The organism is Flavobacterium enshiense (assembly GCF_040750275.1).
Taxonomy (GTDB): Bacteria; Bacteroidota; Bacteroidia; order Flavobacteriales; family Flavobacteriaceae; genus Flavobacterium; species Flavobacterium enshiense_B.
The window spans coordinates 286,340-313,201 of the sequence record NZ_JBDOCV010000001.1; the positions used below are offsets into that span (position 1 = coordinate 286,340).

Below are 26,862 nucleotides of genomic sequence, written 5' to 3' on the forward strand. Positions count from 1 at the left end.
TTTATTGATAATCAATATTTTACAATTATGAAGCAACAAGTTCCTGTGTCAACCATTATGACGCAAAATATTATTAAGCTCAATCTTGCCGATGATTTAACTAAGGCCGAAAGTCTGTTTAAAGCACATAAAATAAGACACATTCCGGTGGTGAACGGCAGTAAGATAATCGGAATGTTAAGTTATACGGATTTGTTGCGTATTTCTTTTGCCGATGCTGTAGATGATGATGAGGAAGTAGTGGATACCACCGTTTACAATATGTTTACACTCGAGCAGGTAATGACCAAAAAAGTAGTTTGTGTGTCGCCTGATACCACCATTAAGGAAACGGCGAAAATATTAGCATCCAACGAATTTCATGCCCTTCCGGTTTGTACCGGAGATTTGTTGGTAGGAATCGTAACCACTACCGATCTGATAAAGTACCTCTTAGAGCAATATAAATAAAAAAAAGCGCTGGTTTTCAGCGCTTTTTGGTTTTATAATGTGGTGATTTTTTTTAAATCAGCGACAGTTGCAATTGGGTCTTCCGCATTGAAAACATAGCTTCCGGCAACCAAAACATCAGCACCGGCTTCAACCAGTTGTTTTGCATTTTTATTGGTTACTCCGCCATCGATTTCAATTAAAGTATCCAGGCCTTGTTCCGTAATCATTTTTCGCAGTTTGCGAACCTTGTTATAGGTTATCTCTTCAAATTTCTGTCCGCCGAATCCAGGGTTTATGGACATAATCAAAACCATATAGCATTCTGGCAGTATGTCTTCCAAAACGGAAACGGGTGTTGTTAAATTTAAAACCACTCCGGCTTTGCAACCGGCTGCTTTTATTTGGGCAAGCGTGCGGTGTAAATGTACGGTAGCTTCATAATGAACCGTAATGATATCGGCACCAATTTTGGCAAAAGTGTCAATATAGCGTTCTGGTTTTTCAATCATCAAATGTACGTCCAAAGGTTTGGTGGCGTGTTTTTTGATGGCTTCAATTACCGGCATACCATAAGAAATATTGGGTACAAAGTGTCCGTCCATTACATCGATGTGGAACCAATCGGCATCGCTTTGATTGATCATTTCGATGTCGCGTTGTAAATTGGCGAAATCAGCAGCAAGTACTGACGGTGCTATAAGAGCTTGTTTGTTCATTGTGTGTGTTGTTGTATTGAAGTTGCAAAGATAGTATAAAAAGCAAAACTCCGAACCCGAGACTGAAAGTCGAATTGAGCGAAGCTATACCCGAGCGATTTTCGCGAACTGACTGGAGTTTTGATTGCTTAAAAAGCAAAACTCCGGTAATCAGCCGGAGTTTCAATCATCAATCAAAAAACGAACAGTTATTGAAACTGTTGTTATTTTCAATATTTTAAGGAATAACTATCAAATTTTGAGCCGTAAAGTTAAAATAAACAATTCAATTTACAACTTTTTTGACACTTTTCCAATTATCCTAAGTAAGTTTTAAGGATTTTGCTTCTGGATGTATGTTTTAACCTACGAATTGCTTTTTCTTTAATCTGGCGCACACGCTCTCGGGTCAAATCAAAGGTTTCGCCGATTTCTTCCAAAGTCATTGGATGTTGATCGCCCAATCCGAAATACAAACGCACTACGTCTGCTTCTCTTGGGGTTAAGGTTTCCAAAGCTCTTTCGATTTCGGTGCGAAGCGATTCGTGAATCAGTTCTCTGTCTGGATTTGGAGATTCTCCTGAACGTAAAACGTCGTATAAGTTTGAATCTTCTCCTTCCACAAGCGGAGCATCCATGGATAAGTGACGTCCGGAGTTTTTCATGCTCTCTTTTACGTCATTTACAGTCATGTCTAATTCCGCTGCAATTTCTTCGGCTGAAGGGGCACGCTCTTGTGATTGCTCCAACAACGCGTACATTTTGTTAATCTTGTTGATCGATCCGATTTTATTCAACGGTAAACGAACAATACGTGACTGTTCGGCTAATGCCTGTAGAATCGACTGACGAATCCACCATACGGCATACGAAATAAATTTAAAACCACGGGTCTCATCGAAACGTTGCGCGGCTTTAATCAAACCTAAATTACCTTCGTTAATTAAATCGGGTAAGGTTAAACCTTGGTTTTGATATTGTTTCGCTACGGAAACTACGAAACGTAAATTAGCTTTTGTTAATTTTTCTAAGGCTCTTTGATCTCCGGCTTTAATTCGCTGTGCTAATTCTACCTCTTCATCTGCCGTAATCAGGTCTACTTTACCAATTTCCTGAAGGTATTTGTCTAAGGAAGCAGTTTCACGATTGGTTACCTGCTTTGTAATTTTGAGCTGTCTCATTAATTGTTTCTCCTTATCTTTTTAAGTGTTCAGGTTGTTATACGTAAGAAAGGAAAAAAAAGTTACAAGAGTTTTGTTTTTTTATTTTTTACTCAACGGAAAATGTGGATTTTATCGATATAGGTTCGCCTTTTTTTGTAAAGCCTTCTAGAGAGATTTCGAAATTACCTTTAACATCTGACGTGAAAAAGTCGATGCTACTTTCTTGATTTTGAAAGTTTATCTCGGGAATCCAGGCTAATTGATATCGGAAATCCGGAATTCTTTGGTTGGGATTAACACTGTAATCGGGAGCAAAATATTTTTTTTCAATAAGTGGCCGTTGCAAGGTTACTTTTTTAATGAAATCACCGGAAGCGTTGGTTGTGTATGCGAAATTTTTTGTGGTAAAATTAATCAAACCATCAAAAGTTTTGGGTCCGTAAATATAGGTTTTGTTGATTAAACTTACTTTGTAAATATGTTGCATGTCAAGGGTGAATAATTCATCGGTATCTTGGATTAATAAGCCGTCTACCATAACCATGGGCTCGCCAAACGTTTCTCCTTTGGAATTGAAATCTCGCACATGTACAGAATATTTCTCTCCAGTTTTTTTATAATACATTTCGAAAAAAACTTCAACTATGCTTTCCTTCAAGGTTGGAAACCTGCTGTAGTCGTCTAAAATGTATTCAATTTGCAATGGGTGAAAAAACGGATATGTTTTGGACTGTTTTTTCAGGCTATCATTTTTTAATTGGTAATAATTGTTTTCTATTTGACTGGCAATTGAACGTTCTTCGATGTCTTTTTTCATTGAAGAATCAAGGTGTAATTCTGGTGATTCATGCAGTGATTTAAAAGTATTGGCCTCTTTTTTGTCCAACGAAATGATATAATTGTCTCTATTGTTTTCGACTACTTGAAGTACAGCATCCGATGAAGCCGGATCGCGATCTAGAATAAAATTGAATTTCCCCTCATGGTTGGTTTTTGCGATTTTTAAATCGAAATTTTTTCCGGGAAGTGAGAGTGCAACTGTTTTGTCTTTTACGTTTTCGTTGTTTGATTTAGAGCTGATGCTTCCGGAGATAATTTCACCTCTCAGTTCAGGAAGGAAAGTGCTTTTTTTGTCATTTTCAGCTGTTTTCCCATACGCTGAGTTTTGAAACGCTACCGCATTGATTGGCTGTATTACTGGTAAATTGTCAATTTTTCGGACGGAAACAGAGAAATTACCGTTTCTTACATCATCTGTTTTTGCGTTGAGGCGCAGATGAACTTTTTCACGATTCCCAAATTGTTTTTTTTCTGTAATCAGTTCGATTTTATCGTTTTCAGACGGTGTTGCTTCCTGGTTCTTTTTTACGATAGGTATGTCTTTGGTGATTGTGCTTGTTGGAGGAGTTTCATACGGATTGATAATAAAGAGATCCAGTCGCGTTACATTGGCAGCTGTTTTGTTGAGTGTCCAGTTGGTGTATGCGATTAATTTGTAACTTCCTGTTTTATAATTTCCGGAAATGAAAAAATCACCAACTCCGGAGCCGTTGTTGAATCCGATTTTTTGTTTTAAAAGGCTTTGATTGTCTTTGTCTAAAAGTTCGATATAGCCTATTTTACTGATGTTGCTGAAATTTTTGGAAACAGTATTAAGACAATATAATTTGTAATAAAGTGTTTCACCGGTTACTAAGGTGCTGGTGTTGCTGTGTATATAAACTGTTTCCTCAATGAATGGAATCGAGTTAAGTGGTTTTTCTGTATGAGTATTCTGTGCCCATACGGAAGTAACAAACAATAGGGTCGGAATCAAAAATAAGATTAACTTTTTCACTGCCAGAATGGGGGGATTACGTTAGACGAAAATGTAGTACAGTCACCGCAAGGAGGGGGAACAAATACATAGGTCATGCCTCCGATATACTGGTAAAAAAGCATTCTTTGTGTTCTAGCATAACTGATAATATTCCATCCGTCGCATACGTCGTTTCTAGGGTCAAAACAGAATACTAATGATTCTGATCCTCCTTCACAATCAACGAAATAGGGTGGTAAGTGTTCGTTGGGAAATAAATCGGTATAGTTAAAAAAGATCCTTTTTTTAGAAACAGAAGATACCTCGAAAAATCCGACAACTTTTTCTTTAACATTGTTTACGGATTTAATATTTCCGTTAAAAAAGCCGGGCTGAATAGGAGATAATAGTCCGCCATTGCCTGTACTTGATATGTTTTTTAAGTTTTTGTAAAAATTGTACGATTCCTGATTTTGGACATATTGTGTAACCAAAATGCTGTATCGGTGCATTATAATCGGATTCTGCTGGCTGATGAAACGAACAGGATGGTCTACCTGATCCTGCGTTTGACCTACTGTAGTGGTTAGTATAATGTCTTTAGATTTTTCGGTAGTATAGCAAACTCGTGCTTCATAATCACGTGGAACAAAGGCAATGGATTCCTCTCCGGTAGCAATCATTTTAACATAAACCCAATAGGGCGCAATAATTTTGTATGTTTCTTCATATTCGTAGCGGTAAAACTTGGATGAATTGGTAGGGTCATAACTGTGCGCTTTAAGGGAAACACCTCGAACACCTTCAAGCATATCAACAGTGGCGCTAACATCGTTAATCGGATTTGCCGTTGTGAGTTGTTGTTCGTTGGAAGTGTATTCTTTTCCGTCACGAGTAAAAATAAAAAGTTGGTAGCGTCTTTCCGGAACGGCTTGAAACTCCGCTTCGGATTCATATATGCTGTCTTGTTCAATAAAATCGTATCGGGTTCCTGTGTCGTCGAGAACATAAACTGTAGCACCTTCTTCAATAATCGGTCCTTCCTCCTCTAAACGATAGGTTCTGCTGAGTTTGATTTGTTGTTTTTTCAGTTCGTTGGTAAGTGTGGCTTCCACGACCAAGATGTTCTCAAAGGTATTTGTGGTCATCTGATAAGGTTCCGTGCAGCCTGGGGCAATACCGATACAGAAAAGCAAAAAGATTGCTATAGTGGTGAAGTATGATGTGTTTGCCTTTTTCATTTTTAATGTTTTAAAATTTGAAATTATACGTTACCGTAGGTATCGGGATGGAAAATATAGTGGTTTTATAGGCCTTTACTTCTCCATTTTTAGTTACGAAGAAAACGGAATACGGATTGTTTCTGCCTAGTACATTATACACAGAGATGTTCCAGAAACTATGAGCCAGTTTTTTGATTTTATGATTTCCTTCGATGTTAAATCCTAAGTCCAGACGGTAATAGTCGGGAATTCGCAATTGATTACGGTCGCTGTATAAAGTGTATTCGGCATTTCCGTAGGTGTATTTTCCGATGGGATAGGTAATGGGTCTTCCGGTCTGATAAGTAAAATTAGTGGAAAGGCTGTATCGTTTGGTGAATTTGTAGTTCAGAACAGCACTGATATCGTGGGGTTTGTCATAGTTGGCCGGAAAGTATTCGTTATTGTTTACTTTTTCAGATTCGAATTTACTGTCAAGCTTTATGAATGTTCTGGAATAAGTGTATCCAAGCCATCCGTTAAGTTTTCCGGCTTGTTTTTTTATTAGAAATTCAACACCGTAAGCTTTGCCTTTACCTTTGAGAAGTTCCGTTTCAATGTTTTGATTTAAAAGCAGATTGGCGCCTACTTTGTAGTCCAGGATGTCGTTTATTCGTTTGGTATAGCCTTCAAGGCTTACTTCGAAATCTCTTTGCGAGAAGTTTTTATACAGCCCAATCGAAAACTGATCTGCGTTTTGTGGCTTGATGTTTAAATCCGAAAGTTTCCATGCGTCTGTTGGGGACTGTGTGGTATTACTTGAGAGTAAATGAAGATATTGGTATGTTTTGTCGTATCCTGCTTTTATCGATAATTCATCGTTTATAAAATAGCGTACGGAAAGACGCGGTTCAAATCCTCCGTAAGTTTTAATAATTTCGTTGTTGCCGTATTGTCTGGTTTCCACTACTGATTCATCTGCTATTGGTGCGTCTTCCTGATAGATTCGCTGGGAAGTGTTTCCTAAAGCACCGTAGAACGAATATCGAATACCGGCATTAATCAGTAATTTGTCTGATACTTTATAGGAATCGGCAAGATAGATCCCGGTTTCAAAAGCCTTTTCTGTTTCCAGATAAACCGGATTTAAAACACTTTGGTCATCTGTTGGGGAAAGATAGCCGGGATTAATTTTATAGTGTTTTCCGGAAACGCCGTAGGTTAGTTTATGTTTGTCAGTCAAAGCGTAATTGAATTTGAACTGCACTTGTTTCTCATCAATTTTATAACCGAATTCAAAGGATTTCGGCCTGTCTTTCTCTTTGTCATACTCAATGTTAAAGTTGTATACGCTGTTGGAGAGTAGTAGGGCTCCCTGATGTTTCGGGCTGAAGTTATGGCTCCATTTTAGAGAGATGAGCTGGTTGCTGTATTTGTATAGGGAATCTGAGGATACACTGAAGACATCCTTGCTGTAATAGCCCGTTGCATCAATAGTGTTATTGTCGTTTATTTTGTGATTGTATTTTAAGATTGCATCATAAAAAGAGGCTTCACTGTTTTTTAGCGATTTCTCATTCAATGAGCGTAAAATCCAACCCGAATAGGTGCCCCTTGCGCCAACCAATACACTGGCTTTGTCTTTAACTACCGGAATGCTTGCGGTTAAATTGCTGGTAACGGCACCGATGCCTCCTTCTCCGGAGATTTTTGTAGTGTTGCCGTTTTTAGTAGTAATGTCAAAAACCGATGAAAGCCTGCCTCCGTGTTCTGCAGGGATGCTTCCCTTGTAAATATCAACGCTTCCTGTGGTAAATGGGTTTATCGCAGAGAAAAAACCAAAAAAGTGTGCCGGATTATAAATTACTGCGTTGTCGAGTAGTATTAAATTTTGGTCTGTTTTTCCACCCCGTACGTTAAATCCGGCAGAACCTTCACCAGCGGTTTTGACACCGGGAATAGTAGTGGCAATTTTTAAAATATCACGTTCTCCTAAGACCATAGGTATGTTTTTCAGCGCTTCAACGTTTAGTGAGGTTAAGCCCATAGTGGCACTTTTTAAGGTTTCCGTTTTTTTGGCTTTTACAATCACTTCGTTAAGCTGATTGATGTTTTCTGCAACAGAGAAATCCATTTTACCATTGCTGTACAAGATGACTTTTCGCGTTTTTTTCTGAAACAGGAAGCTTTCCGTTTCAAGTATGTTTAACCCTATAGGGAGTTTAATGGAGTAAAAGCCTTCAGCATCTGTGACGGTGGAATGTTCGGAGTTCTTGACTCTTATGATTACATCCGATGCAGGTTTTCCGGTTTTCTGATTTCGGACATAACCACTTAATTCAAAGGTTTTCTGATCGGATGCTTTATTTTCGCGACCGATCATTGCCGGAGTATTATCATTGGCGTCTTTATCATCATGTTCTTTCTGGAAAACAGGAGTGGTTCGAAAAACTGTTGCGCTTTCGGAATCCGATTTGGTTTTTTCAGGAGTGAAATAGTTTTCCGGCAGTTCGTTATAGATAATGCTGTTTTTAGTTAGAATGATTTTGTTATTTGTGATGAAATAATTAAGATTGGTTTTCTCAAACAGTTGTGAAAGAATTTGTTCCAGCGATGCGTTTGTGAAATTTAAAGTGAATGATTGCGGGTTTTCTTTTAGCCAATTTGTGTCTAAGTAGAAAGTGTAAGCTGTGTTTTTTTCTATCGTTTCAATAGCTTTTTCAAGATTTGTCTGATTGAAATCAAAAGAAAAAGTGTTCTTTTCTTCTTGTGCAAAACTGTTTTGAAGGAAGAAAATAAGTATAAGGGTAACGAGGTACTTGTTCATTTGGCTATTGAAGATTGTGGTCTATAACAGTATTGAGGTAGCTGAAGAGTTTTTCATAGAACAAAGGCAGGTTTTCTTTTTCCAATTGGCGGGATGCTAAGTAGAAATCGTTAATCTTTCTTTTGTGTTGGGGAAAGATTTTGATAACATCCTTTCGGGAGCTGATTTTGTGAAAAGCACCTTCTTTTTTTAAGAAATATTCGTAATTGTCGTCAAATTCAATAAGGATTTTAACGTCTTTAATCACCTCTCTTTTGTCACGATGATGGCGGATGTAAAAAGTAAAATTTGAATTGCAGATATTCTCTTCATAATAACCAGTTTTAATGGTGCTCATAGGGAAATCCAGATTATTAAGGTAAATGAATTTTCGCCCGTTTATTTTAAAACAACCGGTTTTTTGTGGTGTTAAATTGAAACTTACTACTTCAGATTCAATGGGTTGCAGGATAAGATTGTCCAGGTATATGTCGTATTTTACGGAGCGATTGAAGTAGTCTTGTCCTTCGTAATTAATCGTTCCTTTGCTGAATTTTTCAGAAGGATAATATTGGTGCTTATTGTTTGAAATCCTGAAAATATTCGTATGATAAACACCATTATTGATGTTGAGGTTTTCTTTTTCAATTGTCTGGTCAAAAGCTTCACTTAAGGTCTCAATTGAAGTTTGAGCTTTTGCAGTGTAAAAACTTAGTAACACCAGTAAGGGTAATGCCAATTGTTTTAATTTCATTTTTGCGGGGCTGGTTGAGTTTTATTTTAGATAAAATAATTCTTACGCAAATTAAGATAAAAACATTTTGAAAAGTGTTAATTTGTTAAAAAAATATAAAAAAAACTTATGTATAAAAAAACCCCACTTCGAAAAGCGGGGTTCAACCTATGAATTAATTAATTGCAATTAACCTTGAGGATTTTCTTTTTTATCGTCTTTCTTGTCTTCTCTTGGAGGACGAGGCAATAAAGCCTTTTTAGAAACTTTTTCTTTTCTTGTTTTAGGATCTACGCCAAGGTATTTTACCATGAAAACATCGCCCATTTTAACTACATCGGCAACATTTTCTGTACGTTCCCAAGCCAATTCTGAAACGTGAAGTAATACTTCGTTTCCTGGAGCTGCGGTGTATTCTACTACGGCCCCGAAATCAAGCATTTTAATTACTTTCACTTCGTATGCTTCACCCATAACTGGTTTGAAGATGATTGAATCGATTTTTGCTAATACAGCTGCAATTCCATCCGGGTTTGTACCTAAAATTTCAACCACACCTTGCTCGTCCACTTCGTTGATAACGATAGTAGTTCCTGTAGCTTTCTGCAATTCCTGAATTACTTTTCCTCCAGGTCCGATTAAAGCACCAATGAAGTTTCCTGGAATAGTTCTGGTAATGATTTTCGGAGCGTGATCTTTAACGTTTGCTCTTGGTGTAGCGATTGTTTCGGTTAATTTACCTAAAATGTGTAAACGTCCGTCGCGTGCCTGTCCTAAAGCCTGTTCCATGATGTCGTAACGCAATCCTTCGATTTTGATGTCCATCTGGCAAGCGGTAATACCATCAGTAGTACCAGTTACCTTGAAGTCCATGTCTCCCAAGTGGTCTTCGTCACCTAAAATATCGGATAAAACAGCGAACTTCTCACCATCTGTAATTAATCCCATGGCAATACCTGAAACCGGTTTCGTCATCTGAACACCAGCATCCATTAAAGCCATCGTTCCGGCACAAACCGTTGCCATAGAAGAAGAACCGTTAGATTCTAATACTTCCGATACAATACGGATCGTGTAAGGACAATCGGCAGGGATCATATTTTTTAAAGCGCGCTGCGCTAAGTTTCCGTGACCAACCTCTCTTCTTGAAGTTCCTCTTAAAGGTTTTGCTTCTCCGGTTGAGAATGGAGGGAAATTGTAATGCAAGTAGAAACGCTCTTCACCTTGTTCTGATGGAGAATCGATTACGTTAGCTTCTCTTGAAGTTCCTAAAGTAACAGTAGCCAAAGCCTGAGTTTCTCCACGTGTAAATAACGAGGAACCGTGTACAGAAGGTAAATAATCCGTTTCACACCAGATTGGTCTGATTTCGGTAGTTTTTCTTCCGTCCAAACGGATTCCTTTCTCAAGGATTACGTTACGAACGGCTTCTTTGTTGGTTTTGTAGAAATATTTTCCAACCAATCCTGCTAAATCAGCATTAGCAGCATATTCTTCTTCGGTAAATAAAGCTTTCGCTTCTTCTTTTACTGCGGCAAATTTCTCGCCTCTTTCACTTTTTCCTGAAGCTTCCTGAGCAATTGCATAGCATTTATCGTATGCCGCTGCTTTTACTTTTTTGTACACTTCTTCATCTTCCACTTCACCTTCATACGTACGGATTTCTTTTTTACCAAAAGCTTCCTGTAATCTTAATTGTGCGTGAATCTGAACTTTAATCGCTTCGTGAGCAAATTTGATAGCTTCTACCATTTCGGCTTCTGAAATCTCTTTCATTTCGCCTTCTACCATCGCAACAGAGTCCAAAGAAGCACCAATCATCATGTCGATGTCGGATAATTCTAATTGCTCACGGCTTGGGTTGATTACAAATTTACCGTCGATACGCGCTACACGTACTTCGGAAATTAAGTTGTAGAAAGGAATGTCTGAAACTGCTAAGGCAGCTGAAGCGGCTAAACCTGCTAAAGCATCCGGCATAACATTATCGTCATGTGACATTAACTGGATCATAATTTGCGTTTCCGCGTGGTAATCATCCGGAAATAGCGGACGCAATACACGGTCTACTAAACGCATGGTGAGCACTTCGCTGTCGCTAGGACGTGCTTCTCTTTTGAAAAAACCACCCGGGAAACGTCCCGCAGCAGCAAATTTTTCACGATAGTCTACTGTTAAGGGTAGAAAATCAATACCTGGATTGGCAGTACGGGCAGATACCGCCGTTGCTAATAACATTGCATCGCCCATACGAACCACGACAGAACCGTCGGCTTGTTTGGCTAGTTTTCCTGTTTCGATTGAGATGGTTCTACCGTCTCCCAAATCGATAATTTCTTGGGTAACCTTAGGAATCATAAAATTTAATTCTTAATTAAACAAAGGGTTTCAGTTGTGTGTTGTTGTGTTGTTGTTGTAGTTGTCTAATACCCAATGAAAAACCAAACTTTTTTCTGTCAAAATATACAAAACAAAAAGAGGCGCGCAGGCACCTCTTCTTCATGATTATTTTCTGATGTTTAATTCTTTGATAATCGCACGATATCTGTTGATATCTTTTTTCTTTAAGTAGTCAAGAAGGCTTCTTCTTTTACCTACTAATAAAACTAGTGAGCGCTCAGTGTTGAAATCGTGACGATTTTTTTTCAAGTGCTCAGTCAAGTGAGAAATTCTGAATGTGAATAACGCGATTTGACCTTCTGCAGAACCAGTGTTGGCTGCTGCGCCTCCGTGTTTAGCGAAGATTTCTGATTTAACTTCTTTAGTTAAGTACATGCTAATATTTTTAAAATGATTATTATGTAAATTGAGACAGTCTCAATACGGGTGCAAAGGTAACTTTATTTTTCAGAATCACAAATAATTTACCGAAACTTACTTAAAATAATTTGGCAACTTCCTGATTTACAAATTCTAAAAATCTTTCGTCGGCTTCAGTGAACGGATCAATGACATGGCTGTCGATATCGATTTGTCCAATGTTTACTCCATCAACAAAAAGAGGTACGACAATTTCCGATTTCACCGTAAAACTGCAGGCAATATAGTTGTCCTGTGCTTTTACATCCGGAACTACAAAGTTAGCATTGGATTCGGCAACTTGTCCGCAAATTCCTTTTCCGAAGGGGATTACGGTATGGTCAGTTTCCGCACCAACGTATGGGCCTAAATGGAGTGTTCTGGTGTTATGATCGGCAAAATAAAATCCAACCCAATTGTAATAATCGACGTTGTCCGTAAGTAATTGACATAAATGTTTAAGTTTTTCATCGCGTGAAATCCTTTCCTGTGAAAGTATTTCGATAACTTTTGGTTGTAACTCCTGAAAGCTCATGTTTTTTTGTTTTCTGCAAAAGTATTGAATCGCCGTCTTTTAATTTTTATATTTTTGTTAAAATCAAATTTGTGAAACAACTCCTGCTACAATACAAACCTTTTTTTATTTTCCTGCTCAAGTTTTTTGTACTTTATGCAGTGTTGTCGGTTGGTTATAGGGTGTATTTAAATCAGTTTGATGCTTCAAAGAATGAGTTAGACGGTTTTACCCAAACGGTTGCCTGGCAATCCAAAGAAGTTATTGTGTTTTTCGGCAAAGAAGCCAATATAGAGCCGAACTTGTTTGAACCTTGTATGAATCTAATATATCAGGGGAAATATGTGGCCCGAATTGTTGAAGGATGTAATGCGATAAGTGTTATGATTTTATTTGCGGCCTTTGTTTTTGCCTTTTCAACACGATGGGTAAAAACGGTAAGTTATATTCTTGCCGGATGCTTAATTATTCATATTTTAAACGTAATACGTATTGCACTTCTGGCTATGGCACTTTACGGTTATCCGGACTACGAACATATTTTACATGGTGTTCTTTTTCCGCTGTTTATCTATGCGGTAGTGTTTGTGTTATGGGTGTTGTGGTTATGGAAATTTTCGGGTTATGAGAAAGAAACTGCTGGAAAATAAAGCGAAGATTGCTGCCGTAATCGCTTTGATAGGAATGTTGGCGTGCGTTCGTTTGTTTGAGCAATCCCTTTTTTACGACCCTTTTCTTGAATTTTTCAAGGGAGATTTTAAGGATAAGCCTTTGCCGGAGTATAATGTCCTAAAGTTATTTTTAGGATTGGTTATGCGTTATGTCGTTAATATGGTGCTTTCTTTAGGGGTTATATACGTGGTTTTTAAAGACAGGCAATTGGTTAAGTTGACTTCATTTCTGTATGCGATATTTTTTGTATTGCTGATGCTTGCTTTTTTCGGTATGCTCTCGTTTTTTCAAAATCCGGATTATATGTTACTCTTTTATATTCGCCGGTTTTTGATTCAGCCGTTGTTTCTGGTGCTTTTTTTGCCGGCTTTCTATTATCAGAAAAAAGTTTCCTGAAAATAATTTCGTACCTTTAAACAAAGGACGCAAACATGAAAGTTGTCAAACAATCTGGGGATATTGTTTATTTCGACCGGGAAAAACTCCGTAATTCCCTTCAGCTTTCCGGTGCTACAAAAGAAAAAATCGAAGATATTTTAGGAGTCATCGAAAGGGAGATTTATGATGGGATGCCAACCCGTAAAATTTATAAAATGGCGTTTCAGTTGCTCAAAAAAACCTCGAAAGTACATGCAGCACGGTATAATCTGAAAGCAGCGGTTCAGGCACTTGGTCCGGCAGGATTCTTCTTTGAAAAGTACATCGCCTTGTTGTTTCAAAACGAAGGATTTACAGCAAAAACCAATCTTATACTCAATGGAAAATGTGTTTCGCACGAAGTGGATGTGGTGGTGAAAAAGGAAGGTTTTGTTTCGATGGTGGAATGTAAGTTTCACAGTAGTAATGAAATCAAATCCGATGTTAAGATTCCGATGTACATACTCTCACGTTTTAACGATTTGAAAGGGAAAGCGCATTCGGTGTTCAGTCAGAGTGATACCATCAGTAAATGTTGGGTGATTACCAATAATCGATTTACTTCTGAAGCGATACAGTTTGGAACTTGCTCTAATTTAAAAATGGTCAGCTGGGATTATCCCGCTAAGCAATGTCTGAAGTATAAAATTGAAGAAAACGGCCTGTATCCGGTAACCTGTTTGACCACTTTAACACAATACGAAAAAGAAAAACTACTAATACGGGATGTTCTTTTGGCTTCCGATTTGATTGGAAACAGTGAATTGCTTTCCGACATCGGAATCAATCGCAACCGCATCAAAAATGTTATTAAGGAAGCTTCGGATTTGTGTGACTACATCGGAAATAATTGTTCTATTTTTAAAGATTAGGAGATGAAAATACAATTTTTAGGAGCTGCCGGAACCGTAACGGGTTCAAAAACTTTAATCGAATCAAACGGTATTCGTATTTTAATCGATTGTGGCTTGTTTCAGGGTGGTCACGAATTACGGCAACAAAATTGGGAACCGTTGCCGGTTTTGCCTTCGAGCATCGATTTTGTATTGCTTACCCATGGGCATCTCGATCATTGTGGTTGGTTGCCACGATTGGTTAACCAGGGATTTGAAGGAAAAATTTATTGCACAAGTCCGTCCAAAGCGATTACCCAATTGATTTTGATGGATAGTGCGAAAATTCAGGAAGAAGAAGCCGAAAAAGCCAACCAAGAAAAATATTCCAAGCACAATCCCGCCGAGCCCTTGTACACCGTGGAAGAAGCCGAAAAAGTGCTTCCTTTTTTCAGGGTAATTCAATTGGAAAAAGAATTTAACCTCGATGCTGAAATTTCAGCCCGTTATTTTTACGCAGCTCATATTTTAGGTGCTTGCTCTATTGAACTCAATATTGAGGGAAGGAAGTTGGTTTTTTCAGGAGATATTGGTCGCGATAATGACGATTTGCTTTTTCCGTCGGTAAAACCCAAAAAAGCGGATTATGTTTTTCTGGAAAGTACGTACGGCAATAAACTGCATCCGGGCAATGATCCTAAAGATGAATTAGCGGAATACATTAATGAAGCCTTTGAAAATGGGGGTAATATTGTCATTCCAAGTTTTGCCGTGGAACGGGCACAAGCCATTATGTATCTCATCTGGCAACTCAAAAAAGAAGACCGAATTCCCGATATGCCTTATATTATCGATACGCCCATGGGAATTCAGATGATTGAACTTTTTACTGAAAATCGCGACTGGCATAAACTCCGAATCGATCAGTGTACTGAAATGTGCAAAATGTTTACCATGATTACGGATTATGAGGATACGATTGCTACCATTTATGACGATCAGCCGAAAGTAGTAATAGCAGCCAGTGGGATGTTAACCGGAGGAAGAGTGCTCAGTTATCTGGAGCGGTATATTGTACGTCCGGAAACTACGGTGGTAATAGTAGGTTTCCAATCAGAAGGGACACGCGGCAGAAAATTGTTGGACGGGGAAAAGGAAATCAAAATCTACGGAAAATATTATCCGGTGGAAGCAAAAGTTGTTGAAATTGAAGGCTTATCTGCACATGGCGATCAAGACGATTTGCTAAATTGGCTCTCACAACTTGAAAACAAGCCAGAGACGATTTTTCTGGTTCACGGTGAAGTGGAAGCGCTACAAACCCTGAAAAGCAAAATTGAAGAAAAGTATCAAATCCGCTGTGAAATTCCTTATCAGGGGCAAATGGTTGAGATCAATTAACGTGTTTTTTTGATTTTGTTTCAGAAAAAGATGTATTTTTGGTTCGATTTTTTAAAACAGATGAAAATAAATAAGCACATAAGTTTTGTTCTGGCAATGCTGATATTGGTTTCCAATGTTGGATTGGCGTTCAATGTGCATTATTGTGGCGGCGAGATGGCCGGTATTTCATTGGATTATAAAAAATACGAGCCTTGTGTCGAACAGAAGGTAGAGCAGGAAGATACTTGTTGTGCTTCATCCGACGAACACAGCAGTTGTTGTTCCAATGATAAAATCGACTTCAAAAAATCTATTTCTGAAGACGTCATTGTAAAAAGTTTCCAGCTTGATTTGGCTGCTTTTACAGTGGTTGACACGTGGAAACCGATAGCCCTTGAAGCGGTTGAAACAGTAATTGCAAAGAGTGATGCACCGTCCTTTTATTGCGACAGTAACGCGCCTCCGCTCTACAAACTCTATTGCCAATACATTTTCTACGACCAATTTTAATGCTTTTGAAACTCTGAATGCTTCGGAGTGAACTTTTATTCAAAACGTTAAAATTAAAATCATGTATAAATATTTTATGATTTTTCTGATGCTGACAGCCCAGGTTGTAGTTGCTCAGGAAAAAGTGTCGGGTACCGTAACCGACGAAAAAAATCAGCCAATGCTGGGAGCAACCGTAGCATGGAAGGACTCCACTGTAGGAACCATTACAGACGATAAAGGACAGTTTGAACTACCCATGAATCCCGGTAGTCATGAAGTTTCTGTGAGTTATGTAGGCTATGAAGCTGTGACTTTAATGGTGCACGAACCAAAAGTAATCAGTGTTCAGTTGAAACCGGTTAAGGCTTTGGATGGTGTAGTAGTGCAGACTAAGCGTAATTCGCTTCAGAAATCTTACACTAAAACGGCTAATGTTGTAACAATGAGCAGTAAGGAATTGTTGAAAGCCGCGTGTTGTAACCTTTCCGAAAGTTTTGAAACCAATCCCTCCATCGATGTGAATTTTTCCGATGCCATTTCTGGGAGTAAACAAATTAAAATGTTAGGGTTAACCAGTCCGTACATTCTAATTGCAGAAGAAAATATACCGTCGGTTCGTGGAGCTTCACAAGCTTACGGTCTGTCTTTTATCCCGGGAACTTGGGTGGAAAGTATCCAGATTACCAAAGGAGCAGGAAGCGTGGTAAACGGGTACGAAAGCATCTCCGGACAAATTAATACCGAATTGATCAAACCGGCAAACGACATTCCGTTTTATCTGAATGCTTACGGTTCTACCGACAGCCGTTTCGAGCTGAATACCCATTTCAACAAAAAAATTAATGATAAGGTAAGCACCAGTTTGTTTGTACACGGCAACACCCGTCTTTCTAAAAACGATATGAATGATGATATGTTTTTGGATAATCCGTTGGGAAAACAAATTAATGTAATGAATCGTTGGCAGTATAACAATCTGGAAAAAGGCTGGGTGAGTTTTCTGAATATTCGTTATATGAAAGACGAAAAGCAAACCGGACAGAAAATGTTCGATCCCGATCGCGATAAACTGACGACGAATCACTGGGGGTCAGAAATCAATACCGATAAATTCGAAATGTCTTCCAAAATCGGGTATGTGTTTCCGGAAACACCATGGAAAAGTATTGGTTTTCAGAACTCGTTTAATTACCACAGTCAGGAATCGTATTTCGGCTTGAACCAATATAACATTCAACAGAACAGTTTTTATTCGAATCTGATTTACAATTCCATCATTAGTAACACCATGCATAAATTCGCCACCGGGTTAAATTTTACGTCCGATGATTATAACGAATTTGTTACTGTCGGTTTACCGATGGATGTAAGCAGACGCGACAACTCTTTAGGCGCTTTCTTCGAGTACACCTATGACAATGCCGATAATTTCAGTTTGGTTGCCGGAGGGCGTTTCGATCTGCACAACCGATTGGGCGCTTTCTTTACACCAAGAATTCATGCGCGTTACAATCCTTGGGAAAAAGCGGTGTTGCGAACTTCGGTGGGCAGAGGAAAACGCAGTGCGAACATCTTTGCGGAAAACCAGAATCTTTTTGCCACCTCCAGAGATTTTACCGTTTTAAATACCAACGGAAAAATTTACGGACTGGATCCTGAAATTGCCTGGAATTATGGTGTGAGTTTTATGCAGGGCTTTCAGTTGTTCGGAAAAAAAGCAGAAGTAACGGTGGACTATTATCGTACCGATTTTCAAAATCAGGCCGTAGTGGATTTGGATTACAGTCCGCAGCAAGTTGTTTTTCATAATCTGGATGGGAAATCGTATGCGAACAGTTTACAGGTCGACTTCAATCTGGACCTGATGACGCATTTTACAGTACGTACGGCTTATAAATTCTACGATATTCAAACGGATTATCTTACTGGTACTTTCGAACGTCCGTTACAGGCGAAACACCGCTTTTTTGCCAATTTGGCGTATGAAACCCATATCAAAGAAAAGGGAAAACAATGGAAATTCGACTTTACGTACAACTGGATGGGGAAACAGCGTTTGCCTAATACAAGTTCTAATCCGGAACCGTACCGTCTGAAAGATTTTTCAAATCCGTTTTCGGTAATGAACACGCAAATAACCAGAACTTTCTCAAGTGTTTTTGAAGCCTATGTTGGCGGAGAAAACATCGGGAATTACAAACAAAAAAATGCTATTTTAGGAGCTGATAATCCGTTTGGTTCGTATTTTGATAGTTCTATGATATATGCACCGGTTTTTGGGCAAATGTATTATGCCGGTATTCGTTTTAAAATTAAATAATCAACACAAAAACAATATACAATGAAAAAATTAGTAATAGTACTTTTGGTTTCCTTATTCGGATTCGCAGTACAGGCACAACAAAAAAAGAACAAAAATGCTAAAGCCGATGTAGAAGTAAACGGCAACTGCGAGATGTGTAAAAAACGCATTGAAAAAGCGGCTTATTCAGTGGTTGGTGTAAAATCGGCAGTATGGCATTCCGATGATCAAATGTTGCATCTGGTGTATAATGAACAGAAATGTTCCACAACAGATGTTGAAAAAGCTATCGCTAAGGCAGGACATGATACCAAGGGTGTAAAAGCAGCGGAGGCAGATTATAACAGTTTGCACGGTTGTTGCCAATACGAGCGCAAATAGAATGTTAAATCCGTCTTAAAGGCGGATTTTTTTTATGGCATTTCTTTTTTACAACGATATTTTTGCAAAGAAAATGATTTTAAATATACTGTTGAAATGTTTTATAAGCCTACTTGCTTTATTTTTCTGATGAGTCTTTTTTTTGGAGTTTCCTTGTCGGCTCAAACCGTAAAAAGTCAAAATAATAATATTTGGTTTCATTATGTCGGGAAGAATATGTTAACCGAAAAACTGTCGTTCACCTTTGAAGGGACGATGCGTTATACTAACGGCTTTTCCGAAAAACAACAATGGTTTGTAAGGCCTTCCGTTGATTATCAATTTACTAAAGGTTTTATGGGAAGTTTGGGATACAGTCATTACAATACGTATGCTTACGGTGATCCGGCGATGAATAAAACCAGTATTCCAGAAGACCATGTTTGGATTCAGGGGACATATATACATAATTCCGGGGATTTTAAATTTATACACCGTTTGCGCAACGAGCATCGCTTTGTGGGCATTGCTAAATATGATGTTGCTTCCGCAGATTACGACATTGATCACTACGAATACAGAAACCGTCTTCGTTATATGTTTATTGTAAATTATCCGTTTACAAAGAAAGAGGGTAAAACCGAGTTGTTCGGAATCTTAGGGGATGAAGCTTTTATTAATATCGGTTCTAATGCCGGTAAAACCTTTTTTAATCAGAACAGACTTATCGGCGGTTTGGGCTATAATTTTAATGCTCAACATCAATTGCAATTGTTATACATTCATCAGAATATTTGGAATTACGGCAATACCATGCAGGAAAGCAATCCAACGGTCAGGATTTCGTACCTGACAAATTTTAAATGGTAATTATTGGTAATTCATTATGATATAAAAGCCGTCGGATATTTTCTGACGGCTTTTTTTGTAGAAAAAATAGTATGTTTGTGGTTCTTAAAATTTTACTTTCAGATTCATAAATTGTAGTGAAAAGCATGAAATATAGTATCCAGACCGATAATCTGAATTTCCGGTATTCAAAATCCAAAAAAATACTGGAGAACCTTTCTATAAATGTTCCTAAAGGGAGTATTTACGGTTTTTTAGGCCCAAACGGAGCAGGGAAATCCACCACAATGCGACTTTTAACAGGGATTATTCCCGACGATACAAATGCCGTAAAAGTATTTGGTACACCGTTAAACGAGCAGATGCCGGATGTGTTTAATAATTTGGGCGCTTTGGTGGAAAGCCCGGCACTTTACCTGCACTTATCGGGTGAAGATAATTTAAAATATATTGCCAAAATAAGAGGTGTAGCCGACGATAAAATCGATGAAGTACTGAACTTAGTCGATCTGGAATTTGCCCGTAAACAAAAGGCAAAACAGTATTCATTAGGTATGAAACAGCGCTTAGCCATAGCCATTGCCTTACTTGGCGACCCTGAGCTATTGTTGTTGGATGAACCTGTTAACGGGTTGGATCCTAATGGGATTGTTGAAATTAGAAAGTTGTTGGTGAAAATCAGCAAGGAAAGAGGGACTACTATTTTTATTTCCAGCCATTTGCTTAGTGAAATTGAGAAAATGTGCACCCATGTTGGGATTATTGCCAACGGAAAACTCAAATTTGAAGGGACCATGCAGGAATTAGCCGTAAAATTTGATGTTTGTAAAGTTACGTTCGTCATAAATAACGCAGCGGAATGGGTGAGAAATTTGGAGCAGGTCTATCCGGAAATTCGTCAGGAAGAGGAAAATGCTTTTTCCATAGAATTGCAATCGAAAAATGATATTCCGGCGCTAACCAAAAGGATTGTCCTCGGAGGCGGGGAAATCTTCGAAATAAAAATTCAGGAAGGATTGGAAGAATGGTTTATGAACTTAACAGAATCAAATTAAATGAACACGATGTTATCGAATTTTAAATCGGCTTTTGTGGCTGAACATATCAAGAAAAAAGGTGTGGGGATTTATTACACTTCGTTTGCTTTGGGAATTATAGCGCCCATTTTGTTCTTTATTGTGATCCTGTTTCAGGAAACGAATATCCCCAAAAAAATGCCGTATTTATACTATATGGAATTTTTGTATGATGTATCCGTACCGTTCATTTCCTTCTTTTTGCCGATTTTGATTATTATCAACGCCAGTAAAATAGCCCAAATCGATCATAAAAACGGCGGTTGGCAATTAATGGAAACCCTGCCGTTGCAGAAAACGTCTATTTATTTTTCTAAGTTTTGCATTTTATTGGTTTCCAATATTATTGCCATAGTATCGTTTATGCTTCCGGCACTTTTTTTTGCATGGCTGATTACCTTTTTTAAAGAAATTTCAGAGGTTGCTCTTTTCGATTTTCCTGCTATGGAGATGCTTAATTTAGCAGCCAGGATTTTTATGGCAACCTTGTTTTTGACAGCCTTTCAATACTTTCTTTCGGTTTTGATTTCGGGTTTTATATGGCCGTTGCTTATTGGTTTTTTAGGGTTGATTATGGCGCCAATACTGAAAAGTTTTGGATTAGCCATAGATTGGTTTCCTTTTGAAATCCTTATCAGGGTTTCAGATTTCAGCGATGGAAGTAATATCGGAAACTGGTTTTTGTATACGGAAAAAATCAGTTTTGTTGGCAGTGTGTTCTTTCTGTTGCTGGGGTATTTCTGGTACACGGGTAAAACCTTTGTGCGGGCTTTTTTGTTTTCAGGAAAAAAAATTGCGGTAAGTGTCTTTGTCTTGGGTAGTTTCGGACTTTTAATGTTTTTATTTTTGAAACCCAATACCTATGCGACGGTTGAAAAAACAGTGGTAGCCGGGCATGTTAAAACTGATTCAAAATTCAGAAAGGCTTTTTTAATTCATCCGTTTATTGGTGATACTCTAGCGCAAATTGCCATTCAGAACGGAACCTTTAATCAGTCAATAGCCGGTAAGCTACCTTTGGATACCTATAAAATGGTTTTTGACGGAGGTTTTTCTCTCGACCTTGTTCTTTCGGCAAAAGACAGTGTTTTTATAGACGTAGCCTTTTATAATAACAACTCTGAAGTGACAATTTCCGGCACACGATTAGCGGAAAATCAATACAAAAGCGATGGATTAGACGATTGGAGTATGGTTAATTATGATTTGGAAAGCAACCGAAATCTCGATCGTCCGGATTATATTATGAATGCGTTGTATAAGGAATGGAAAAAGAAATACGATCGCGCCAATGCGTTCAAAACCCGAGATAATTTTATTCCCCGTGAGGATTTTAGCGATAGAAAAAGAAAGGATATAACGGTGGCTTATCTGGGGTACCTGAATAAATTTCTTGACAAAAGGAAAGCATTGTATCCTAACGAAAAAACAGAACTCACGGAAGATATCCGCACTATGAAAGCTGCAATACGTTTGAATGATGAGTCTATGATTGGCAACAAGCCGTATGTGGATTATGTGTTGCATGAACTATCGCATTCAGGCAATGACGATACAGATTCCAGAACGAAGCAAATTGAGGCGATTGCAAAACTTCAGTCAGGAAATTTTAAAAGCCGATTGTTATTCAGTTGCCTTAAAGGTTATCTGGAAGAGGCGACTAGTGTCATAGAAAGGAAAAACCTGGTGGATAATTATGCTAACCAAATTGAAGACGAACATTTAAGAGCTAATATTCAGAATTATTATAATATTTATGAACGTTTGGGGAGAGGGAATGTTGCGAGAGACTTCGCGGCAACTTCTTTGTCTGGTCAACGGCTTTCTCTGGAAAATCTGAAAGGTAAATTTGTAGTAATTGATGTATGGGCTACCTGGTGTGGACCTTGTCAATATCAATCCCCTTTCTTTGAAAAAATGGCGCTTAAATACCAAAAGGAGAATGTGCGGTTTGTTGGGCTAAGTGTTGATAAAGATGCCAAGAAATGGTTTGTGGATGCTAAAAATAAGCCGAAATCTATTCTGCAGCTGCATGCTGATAATGCTGATAAACTCGCTGCAGATTACAATTTAGGATCCATACCGCGCTTTATATTGATTGATCCATTAGGGAAAATTTACAATTCCAGTTTGCCTTTTCCAGGAGAGGCTTCTTTTGAAATGATATTGCGTAAGGCATTGAAATTGGAAGAATTGGAGTAGTATAAAAAAAAGAGCCGTTCTTTGAACGGCTCTTTTTTTTATGGAATGGTAATCGTTTTTATTTCAGAAATGGTCTGTCCGTCACTTGAAATTCCTTCGATGATAACTTTAACCGAAGTCTGGTATAAATTTGGAAAAGCAAAAGTAAAATCGCCATTTTCATTCGTCTGGACTTTTGGTATCCAGTTTATGGTGCCGTAATGGTTGAATCCGGAATTTCTGAAGCTCGTGTATTTTGGTGTTTTAAAATTTGTGGCTTGTTGGAAACCACCGTCAATAAGTAAGGAGCCGGATTTGATTTTTATACCGGAACGTGCTCCATTAACCCCAGTTTTAGAATAAATGCGGATGATTCCGTTTGCCGCATCCATACCGCCTCCAAAACCTCTTTTATTGATGTAGATTTCGTCAATATATTCCAGGCTGTAATTCATAAGCAGATTAAAATCATGAACCGGTGCATCGTCTAAAAAAACTTGAGGACTTTTGCTGCCCAATACTGTGGTAAAAGATTGGCTTACAATTGTAACAGTGCCGGCTTGAGTACTTACATTATAGCCATGACTGGCAATAAATTGTAAAACATCACGGTAGGAGGTTTGTTCCTTATCTGTAATCTTATACCCTTTGGCCATTGCGTTGCTGAACTTTAACTTTTTAGTTAATTCATTTTTCCTTTTTTGGGTATTGATGGTTATACTGTCCAGCATAGTTGCGTCTACACTGATTGGAAAAGCGGTTTCCGAAGTTGTTTTTTCAAAGGTGTCGCTGCAAAGTATAAGTTGCGGCTTGAAAGGTTTGTTGAATTTTCTCTTGCCATTACTAACTGCGCTGTACATTTTAAGTTCTTTGGTTTTTGCGTTCTTATTGAGCAGGTTGAAATGGATTGTAGCAGAATCGGTTACGTAAAGATTTTTAAAATAAAATTCGTTTTTATCGTTTAAGGAAGTGAATTCATTAAAACCCAATACGATAGAATTCATATTTATTTTATAGGAAGCACGGTCACTTAAATCGGAATTTACGGTACCTCTTATGGTCAGGCCGACATCAAATTCATGCTTTTCCTGTGGTGTGTTGTTTAGGATGTTTCTCCATTCGTATTTTGATTGGGAAGTCATAAGAATGTTGTCGAGTTCATAATGTTTCTTTTTGGAGAAATCGTTAATGAAATGTCGTTCGTTGGGAAGGCTTTCTTTCAGGTCATTAAAAATTTTATTTCCGTAAAAGGAAGTCGTGTTGTTGTCGAATAAGGTTTTTTCCGGTAAAACAGAAATACTGATTTCGGCTAATTTTAATGACGTGTTTCCTTTAATATGTATGGAGTCCGAAGCTTGTTTCAGTATGGACAGACTTGTCTGCCTGTTGAAATATGGAGCCCGGTAAACTACTCTTTCGCCAATCTGAAGTAAATCTTTGTCCAAAAGTCTAATCGTATTGATGCCAAAAGAAAGCGAATTGGAGGGGAGTGTAATTGTTTTTTCGGTTTTCTCATCGAATGAAAAATCCAGAGACGTGGCGGAATTGTCCTTTTGAATGATAATCGTGTAAGGTAATTTTCCAATTGTTTCCAAAGAACGGCTGTTTGTTTTTAGCTTAAGGATTACCTTGTCTTGGAAAGTGTAACTGTTTGCCGAGAATGTAATGCCTGTCAACGAGGGCTGCGGCAGCGTTTTTTCGATTGTTTTTTTATCTGTATTGATGATGATTTTGTAGGTCTCGGAGTGATTAGGTGTAATGTCGAACTTTCCGTAGCCAAATTCATTGGTGGAGAAGTCAGTGATACTGTTGCCTTTTGAATCAACAACTTTGGCATTTTGAACCATCATACCGTTGTTGTGGCAATCACTCAGTTTAACGGCAATGGTATTGAAGGTGTTTTCCAGGAAGGATCCGCTTTCGGGAAACAAGGTTATGGTCAAGGAAGCGTAATCGATTTTTCTTTCAGTTGCAATTTTTTCTTCCGCCGGATTGATAATGACGATTTTGTATTTGGATGATTCATCTTCAGAAAAATTGTTCATGTAATTGGTATAGGTCTGAAGATAATAGACACCGGTTTTAAAGTTTTTTTTCAATTTGAAGCTGCCTTCAAACGTGCTGTTTTCCGCATAAAAAAGTTGCGATTGTAGTATAAGACCATTTTCATCCAATAAATTTACGTAGGTATTAGAGGTTAAGTCGTAGGGTAAGCCGCTTTTTTTCTCAGTGATGTAACCTTTAAACCAAATGTCGTCTGTAGTTATAAACTGGTTTTTGTTAAGATGAAGATGGATTTTTTCGCGATCGAGCTTGTAATAGCTTTCAAGAGCGTCGTTAATCCTTATTTTATTTGTGTTTGTGTTGTTTTGTGAAATACTCTGTAATGAAAAAAACAATGTAAAAAGAGGAAATAGATGCGAAAAGCGTAACATGAGTAATTATTTGTATGATTTGTAATACAAAGAAAGCCTAAATAATAAATATTTAGGCTTTCTTATAGTTGTTTTTTTAAGAAATCTTACATCATTCCTGGCATTCCACCGCCCATTGGCATTCCGCCAGCAGCGTTTTCTTCTTTGATGTCCACTAAAGCACATTCCGTTGTTAAAATCATTCCGGAAACCGAAGCTGCGTTTTCTAACGCTACACGGGTTACTTTTTTCGGGTCGATTACACCGGCTTTTAGCATGTCTACATATTCGTCGGTTTTGGCATTGTATCCGAAGTTGTCTTTTCCTTCTGAAACTTTTGCTACTACTACAGAACCTTCTAAACCAGCATTCTCAACGATTGTTCTTAAAGGAGCTTCTACAGCGCGGGCTACAATTTGAATTCCGGTTGCTTCGTCAGCGTTGTCTGCTTTTACTTTGTCAAGCACTTTTTTGGCTCTCAATAAAGCTACACCACCTCCGGCAACGATTCCTTCTTCTACGGCAGCTCTTGTGGCATGTAAGGCATCATCAACGCGGTCTTTTTTCTCCTTCATTTCTACTTCAGAAGCAGCGCCCACGTAAAGAACAGCAACACCTCCGGCTAATTTAGCCAAACGCTCTTGTAATTTTTCACGATCGTAATCGGATGTGGTAGATTCCATCTGCGCTTTGATCTGGTTGACACGGTTTTTGATTAAATCCGCTTCTCCGGCACCGTTTACGATGGTTGTATTGTCTTTGTCAATGGTAACTTTTTCGGAAGTTCCAAGCATTTCCAAAGTCGCGTTTTCTAGGTTATAACCGCTTTCTTCTGAAATAACGATTCCACCGGTTAAGATTGCGATGTCTTCCAACATGGCTTTTCTTCGGTCTCCGAAACCTGGCGCTTTTACGGCTGCGATTTTTAAGGCACCGCGTAATTTGTTTACCACTAAAGTGGATAAAGCTTCACCGTCAACATCTTCGGCAATAATCAATAACGGTTTCCCGGATTGTGCTACCGGTTCTAAAATCGGTAATAATTCTTTTAAGGAAGATACTTTTTTGTCGTACAATAAAATGTAAGGGCGCTCTAATTCCACTTCCATTTTTTCCGTGTTAGTAACGAAATAAGGTGATAAATAACCTCTGTCGAACTGCATTCCTTCCACCACATCTACGTAAGTGTCGGTTCCTTTTGCTTCTTCTACAGTGATTACCCCTTCTTTTCCAACTTTTCCGAAAGCGGTTGCAATCAAATCACCGATTACATCGTCGTTGTTGGCAGAAATTGAAGCAACTTGTTTGATTTTGTCGGTTGAAGAGCCTACTTCTTTGGCTTGTTTTCCTAAATCGGAAACAATAGCTTCAACGGCTTTGTCGATTCCGCGTTTTAAATCCATTGGGTTAGCTCCGGCTGCTACGTTTTTCAAGCCTTCTTTTACGATGGCTTGTGCTAAAACGGTTGCCGTTGTAGTTCCGTCACCCGCTAAATCGTTGGTTTTGGAAGCTACTTCTTTTACCATTTGTGCACCCATGTTTTCCAAAGCATCTTTCAGTTCTACTTCTTTCGCTACAGAAACTCCGTCTTTAGTAACGGTTGGCGCTCCAAAAGATTTAGAGATGATTACGTTACGACCTTTTGGTCCTAAAGTTACTTTTACTGCATTGGCTAATGCGTCTACTCCGCGTTTTAAACCGTCGCGCGCTTCAATGTCGAATTTAATATCTTTTGCCATTT

At 38.3% G+C, this 26,862-nt stretch carries 22 protein-coding genes; 11 read left to right on the forward strand and 11 right to left on the reverse strand.

Going from position 1 to position 26,862, the window contains the following annotated elements:
- Positions 1-27 precede the first annotated feature (27 nt).
- On the forward strand, positions 28-450 hold the full coding sequence (locus ABGT15_RS01370) for a CBS domain-containing protein (protein ID WP_367229622.1): 423 nt from the start codon (positions 28-30) through the stop codon (positions 448-450).
- Positions 451-482: 32 nt separating this feature from the next.
- Here ABGT15_RS01370 and rpe read toward each other — a convergent pair whose 3' ends face one another.
- The 9 genes from rpe to ABGT15_RS01415 all read right to left on the reverse strand — a co-directional run bounded on the left by rpe (position 483) and on the right by ABGT15_RS01415 (position 12,163).
- A complete protein-coding gene (rpe, locus tag ABGT15_RS01375; RefSeq protein ID WP_367229623.1) occupies positions 483-1,148 on the reverse strand; it encodes a ribulose-phosphate 3-epimerase in 666 nt (221 codons plus the stop codon).
- Between the two features lie 296 nt (positions 1,149-1,444).
- Positions 1,445-2,308 (reverse strand): sigma-70 family RNA polymerase sigma factor, encoded by an 864-nt coding sequence (locus ABGT15_RS01380; RefSeq protein WP_026979542.1) that lies wholly within the window; start codon positions 2,306-2,308, stop codon positions 1,445-1,447.
- 88 nt (positions 2,309-2,396) lie between these two features.
- On the reverse strand, positions 2,397-4,127 hold the full coding sequence (locus tag ABGT15_RS01385) for a hypothetical protein (protein WP_367229624.1): 1,731 nt from the start codon (positions 4,125-4,127) through the stop codon (positions 2,397-2,399).
- Entirely contained in the window at positions 4,124-5,329 is a 1,206-nt protein-coding gene (locus ABGT15_RS01390) for a DUF4249 domain-containing protein (protein ID WP_367229625.1), read from the reverse strand. Before ABGT15_RS01390 ends, ABGT15_RS01385 begins: the two co-directional genes overlap by 4 nt.
- Before the next feature lie 10 nt (positions 5,330-5,339).
- Positions 5,340-8,117 (reverse strand): TonB-dependent receptor domain-containing protein, encoded by a 2,778-nt coding sequence (locus tag ABGT15_RS01395; RefSeq protein ID WP_367229626.1) that lies wholly within the window; start codon positions 8,115-8,117, stop codon positions 5,340-5,342.
- Between the two features lie 4 nt (positions 8,118-8,121).
- Entirely contained in the window at positions 8,122-8,850 is a 729-nt protein-coding gene (locus tag ABGT15_RS01400) for a hypothetical protein (protein WP_367229627.1), read from the reverse strand.
- A 168-nt stretch (positions 8,851-9,018) separates the two neighbouring features.
- A complete protein-coding gene (locus tag ABGT15_RS01405) occupies positions 9,019-11,187 on the reverse strand; it encodes a polyribonucleotide nucleotidyltransferase (protein WP_367229628.1) in 2,169 nt (722 codons plus the stop codon).
- 147 nt (positions 11,188-11,334) lie between these two features.
- Positions 11,335-11,604 (reverse strand): 30S ribosomal protein S15, encoded by a 270-nt coding sequence (rpsO, locus tag ABGT15_RS01410; protein WP_023573491.1) that lies wholly within the window; start codon positions 11,602-11,604, stop codon positions 11,335-11,337.
- 103 nt (positions 11,605-11,707) lie between these two features.
- A complete protein-coding gene (locus ABGT15_RS01415) occupies positions 11,708-12,163 on the reverse strand; it encodes a GAF domain-containing protein (protein WP_367229629.1) in 456 nt (151 codons plus the stop codon).
- A 71-nt stretch (positions 12,164-12,234) separates the two neighbouring features.
- Between ABGT15_RS01415 and xrtF the strand changes: the two genes are divergently transcribed.
- From xrtF to ABGT15_RS01465, 10 genes are all read left to right on the forward strand, one after another.
- The gene (xrtF, locus tag ABGT15_RS01420; protein ID WP_367229630.1) at positions 12,235-12,792 is read left to right on the forward strand and encodes an exosortase family protein XrtF; all 558 of its coding nucleotides are present in this window, start codon (positions 12,235-12,237) and stop codon (positions 12,790-12,792) included.
- Positions 12,767-13,210 (forward strand): exosortase F system-associated membrane protein, encoded by a 444-nt coding sequence (locus tag ABGT15_RS01425; protein WP_367229631.1) that lies wholly within the window; start codon positions 12,767-12,769, stop codon positions 13,208-13,210. Before xrtF ends, ABGT15_RS01425 begins: the two co-directional genes overlap by 26 nt.
- 35 nt (positions 13,211-13,245) lie before the next feature.
- Positions 13,246-14,103 (forward strand): restriction endonuclease, encoded by an 858-nt coding sequence (locus ABGT15_RS01430; RefSeq protein ID WP_367229632.1) that lies wholly within the window; start codon positions 13,246-13,248, stop codon positions 14,101-14,103.
- Positions 14,104-14,106: 3 nt separating this feature from the next.
- Positions 14,107-15,465 (forward strand): MBL fold metallo-hydrolase RNA specificity domain-containing protein, encoded by a 1,359-nt coding sequence (locus ABGT15_RS01435; RefSeq protein WP_367229633.1) that lies wholly within the window; start codon positions 14,107-14,109, stop codon positions 15,463-15,465.
- 60 nt (positions 15,466-15,525) lie between these two features.
- Positions 15,526-15,957 (forward strand): HYC_CC_PP family protein, encoded by a 432-nt coding sequence (locus tag ABGT15_RS01440; RefSeq protein WP_367229634.1) that lies wholly within the window; start codon positions 15,526-15,528, stop codon positions 15,955-15,957.
- A 61-nt stretch (positions 15,958-16,018) separates the two neighbouring features.
- The gene (locus tag ABGT15_RS01445; protein ID WP_367229635.1) at positions 16,019-18,259 is read left to right on the forward strand and encodes a TonB-dependent receptor; all 2,241 of its coding nucleotides are present in this window, start codon (positions 16,019-16,021) and stop codon (positions 18,257-18,259) included.
- Between the two features lie 21 nt (positions 18,260-18,280).
- Positions 18,281-18,622 (forward strand): heavy-metal-associated domain-containing protein, encoded by a 342-nt coding sequence (locus ABGT15_RS01450; RefSeq protein WP_367229636.1) that lies wholly within the window; start codon positions 18,281-18,283, stop codon positions 18,620-18,622.
- A 129-nt stretch (positions 18,623-18,751) separates the two neighbouring features.
- Entirely contained in the window at positions 18,752-19,471 is a 720-nt protein-coding gene (locus tag ABGT15_RS01455; RefSeq protein WP_367229637.1) for a DUF2490 domain-containing protein, read from the forward strand.
- Positions 19,472-19,596: 125 nt separating this feature from the next.
- A complete protein-coding gene (locus ABGT15_RS01460; RefSeq protein WP_367229638.1) occupies positions 19,597-20,505 on the forward strand; it encodes an ABC transporter ATP-binding protein in 909 nt (302 codons plus the stop codon).
- Positions 20,506-22,728, forward strand: a complete 2,223-nt coding sequence (locus ABGT15_RS01465; protein ID WP_367229639.1) for a redoxin domain-containing protein — start codon at positions 20,506-20,508, stop codon at positions 22,726-22,728.
- A gap of 38 nt (positions 22,729-22,766) precedes the next feature.
- Here ABGT15_RS01465 and ABGT15_RS01470 read toward each other — a convergent pair whose 3' ends face one another.
- The gene (locus ABGT15_RS01470) at positions 22,767-25,142 is read right to left on the reverse strand and encodes a hypothetical protein (RefSeq protein ID WP_367229640.1); all 2,376 of its coding nucleotides are present in this window, start codon (positions 25,140-25,142) and stop codon (positions 22,767-22,769) included.
- Between the two features lie 86 nt (positions 25,143-25,228).
- Entirely contained in the window at positions 25,229-26,860 is a 1,632-nt protein-coding gene (gene groL, locus ABGT15_RS01475; RefSeq protein ID WP_367229641.1) for a chaperonin GroEL, read from the reverse strand.
- Positions 26,861-26,862 lie beyond the last annotated feature (2 nt).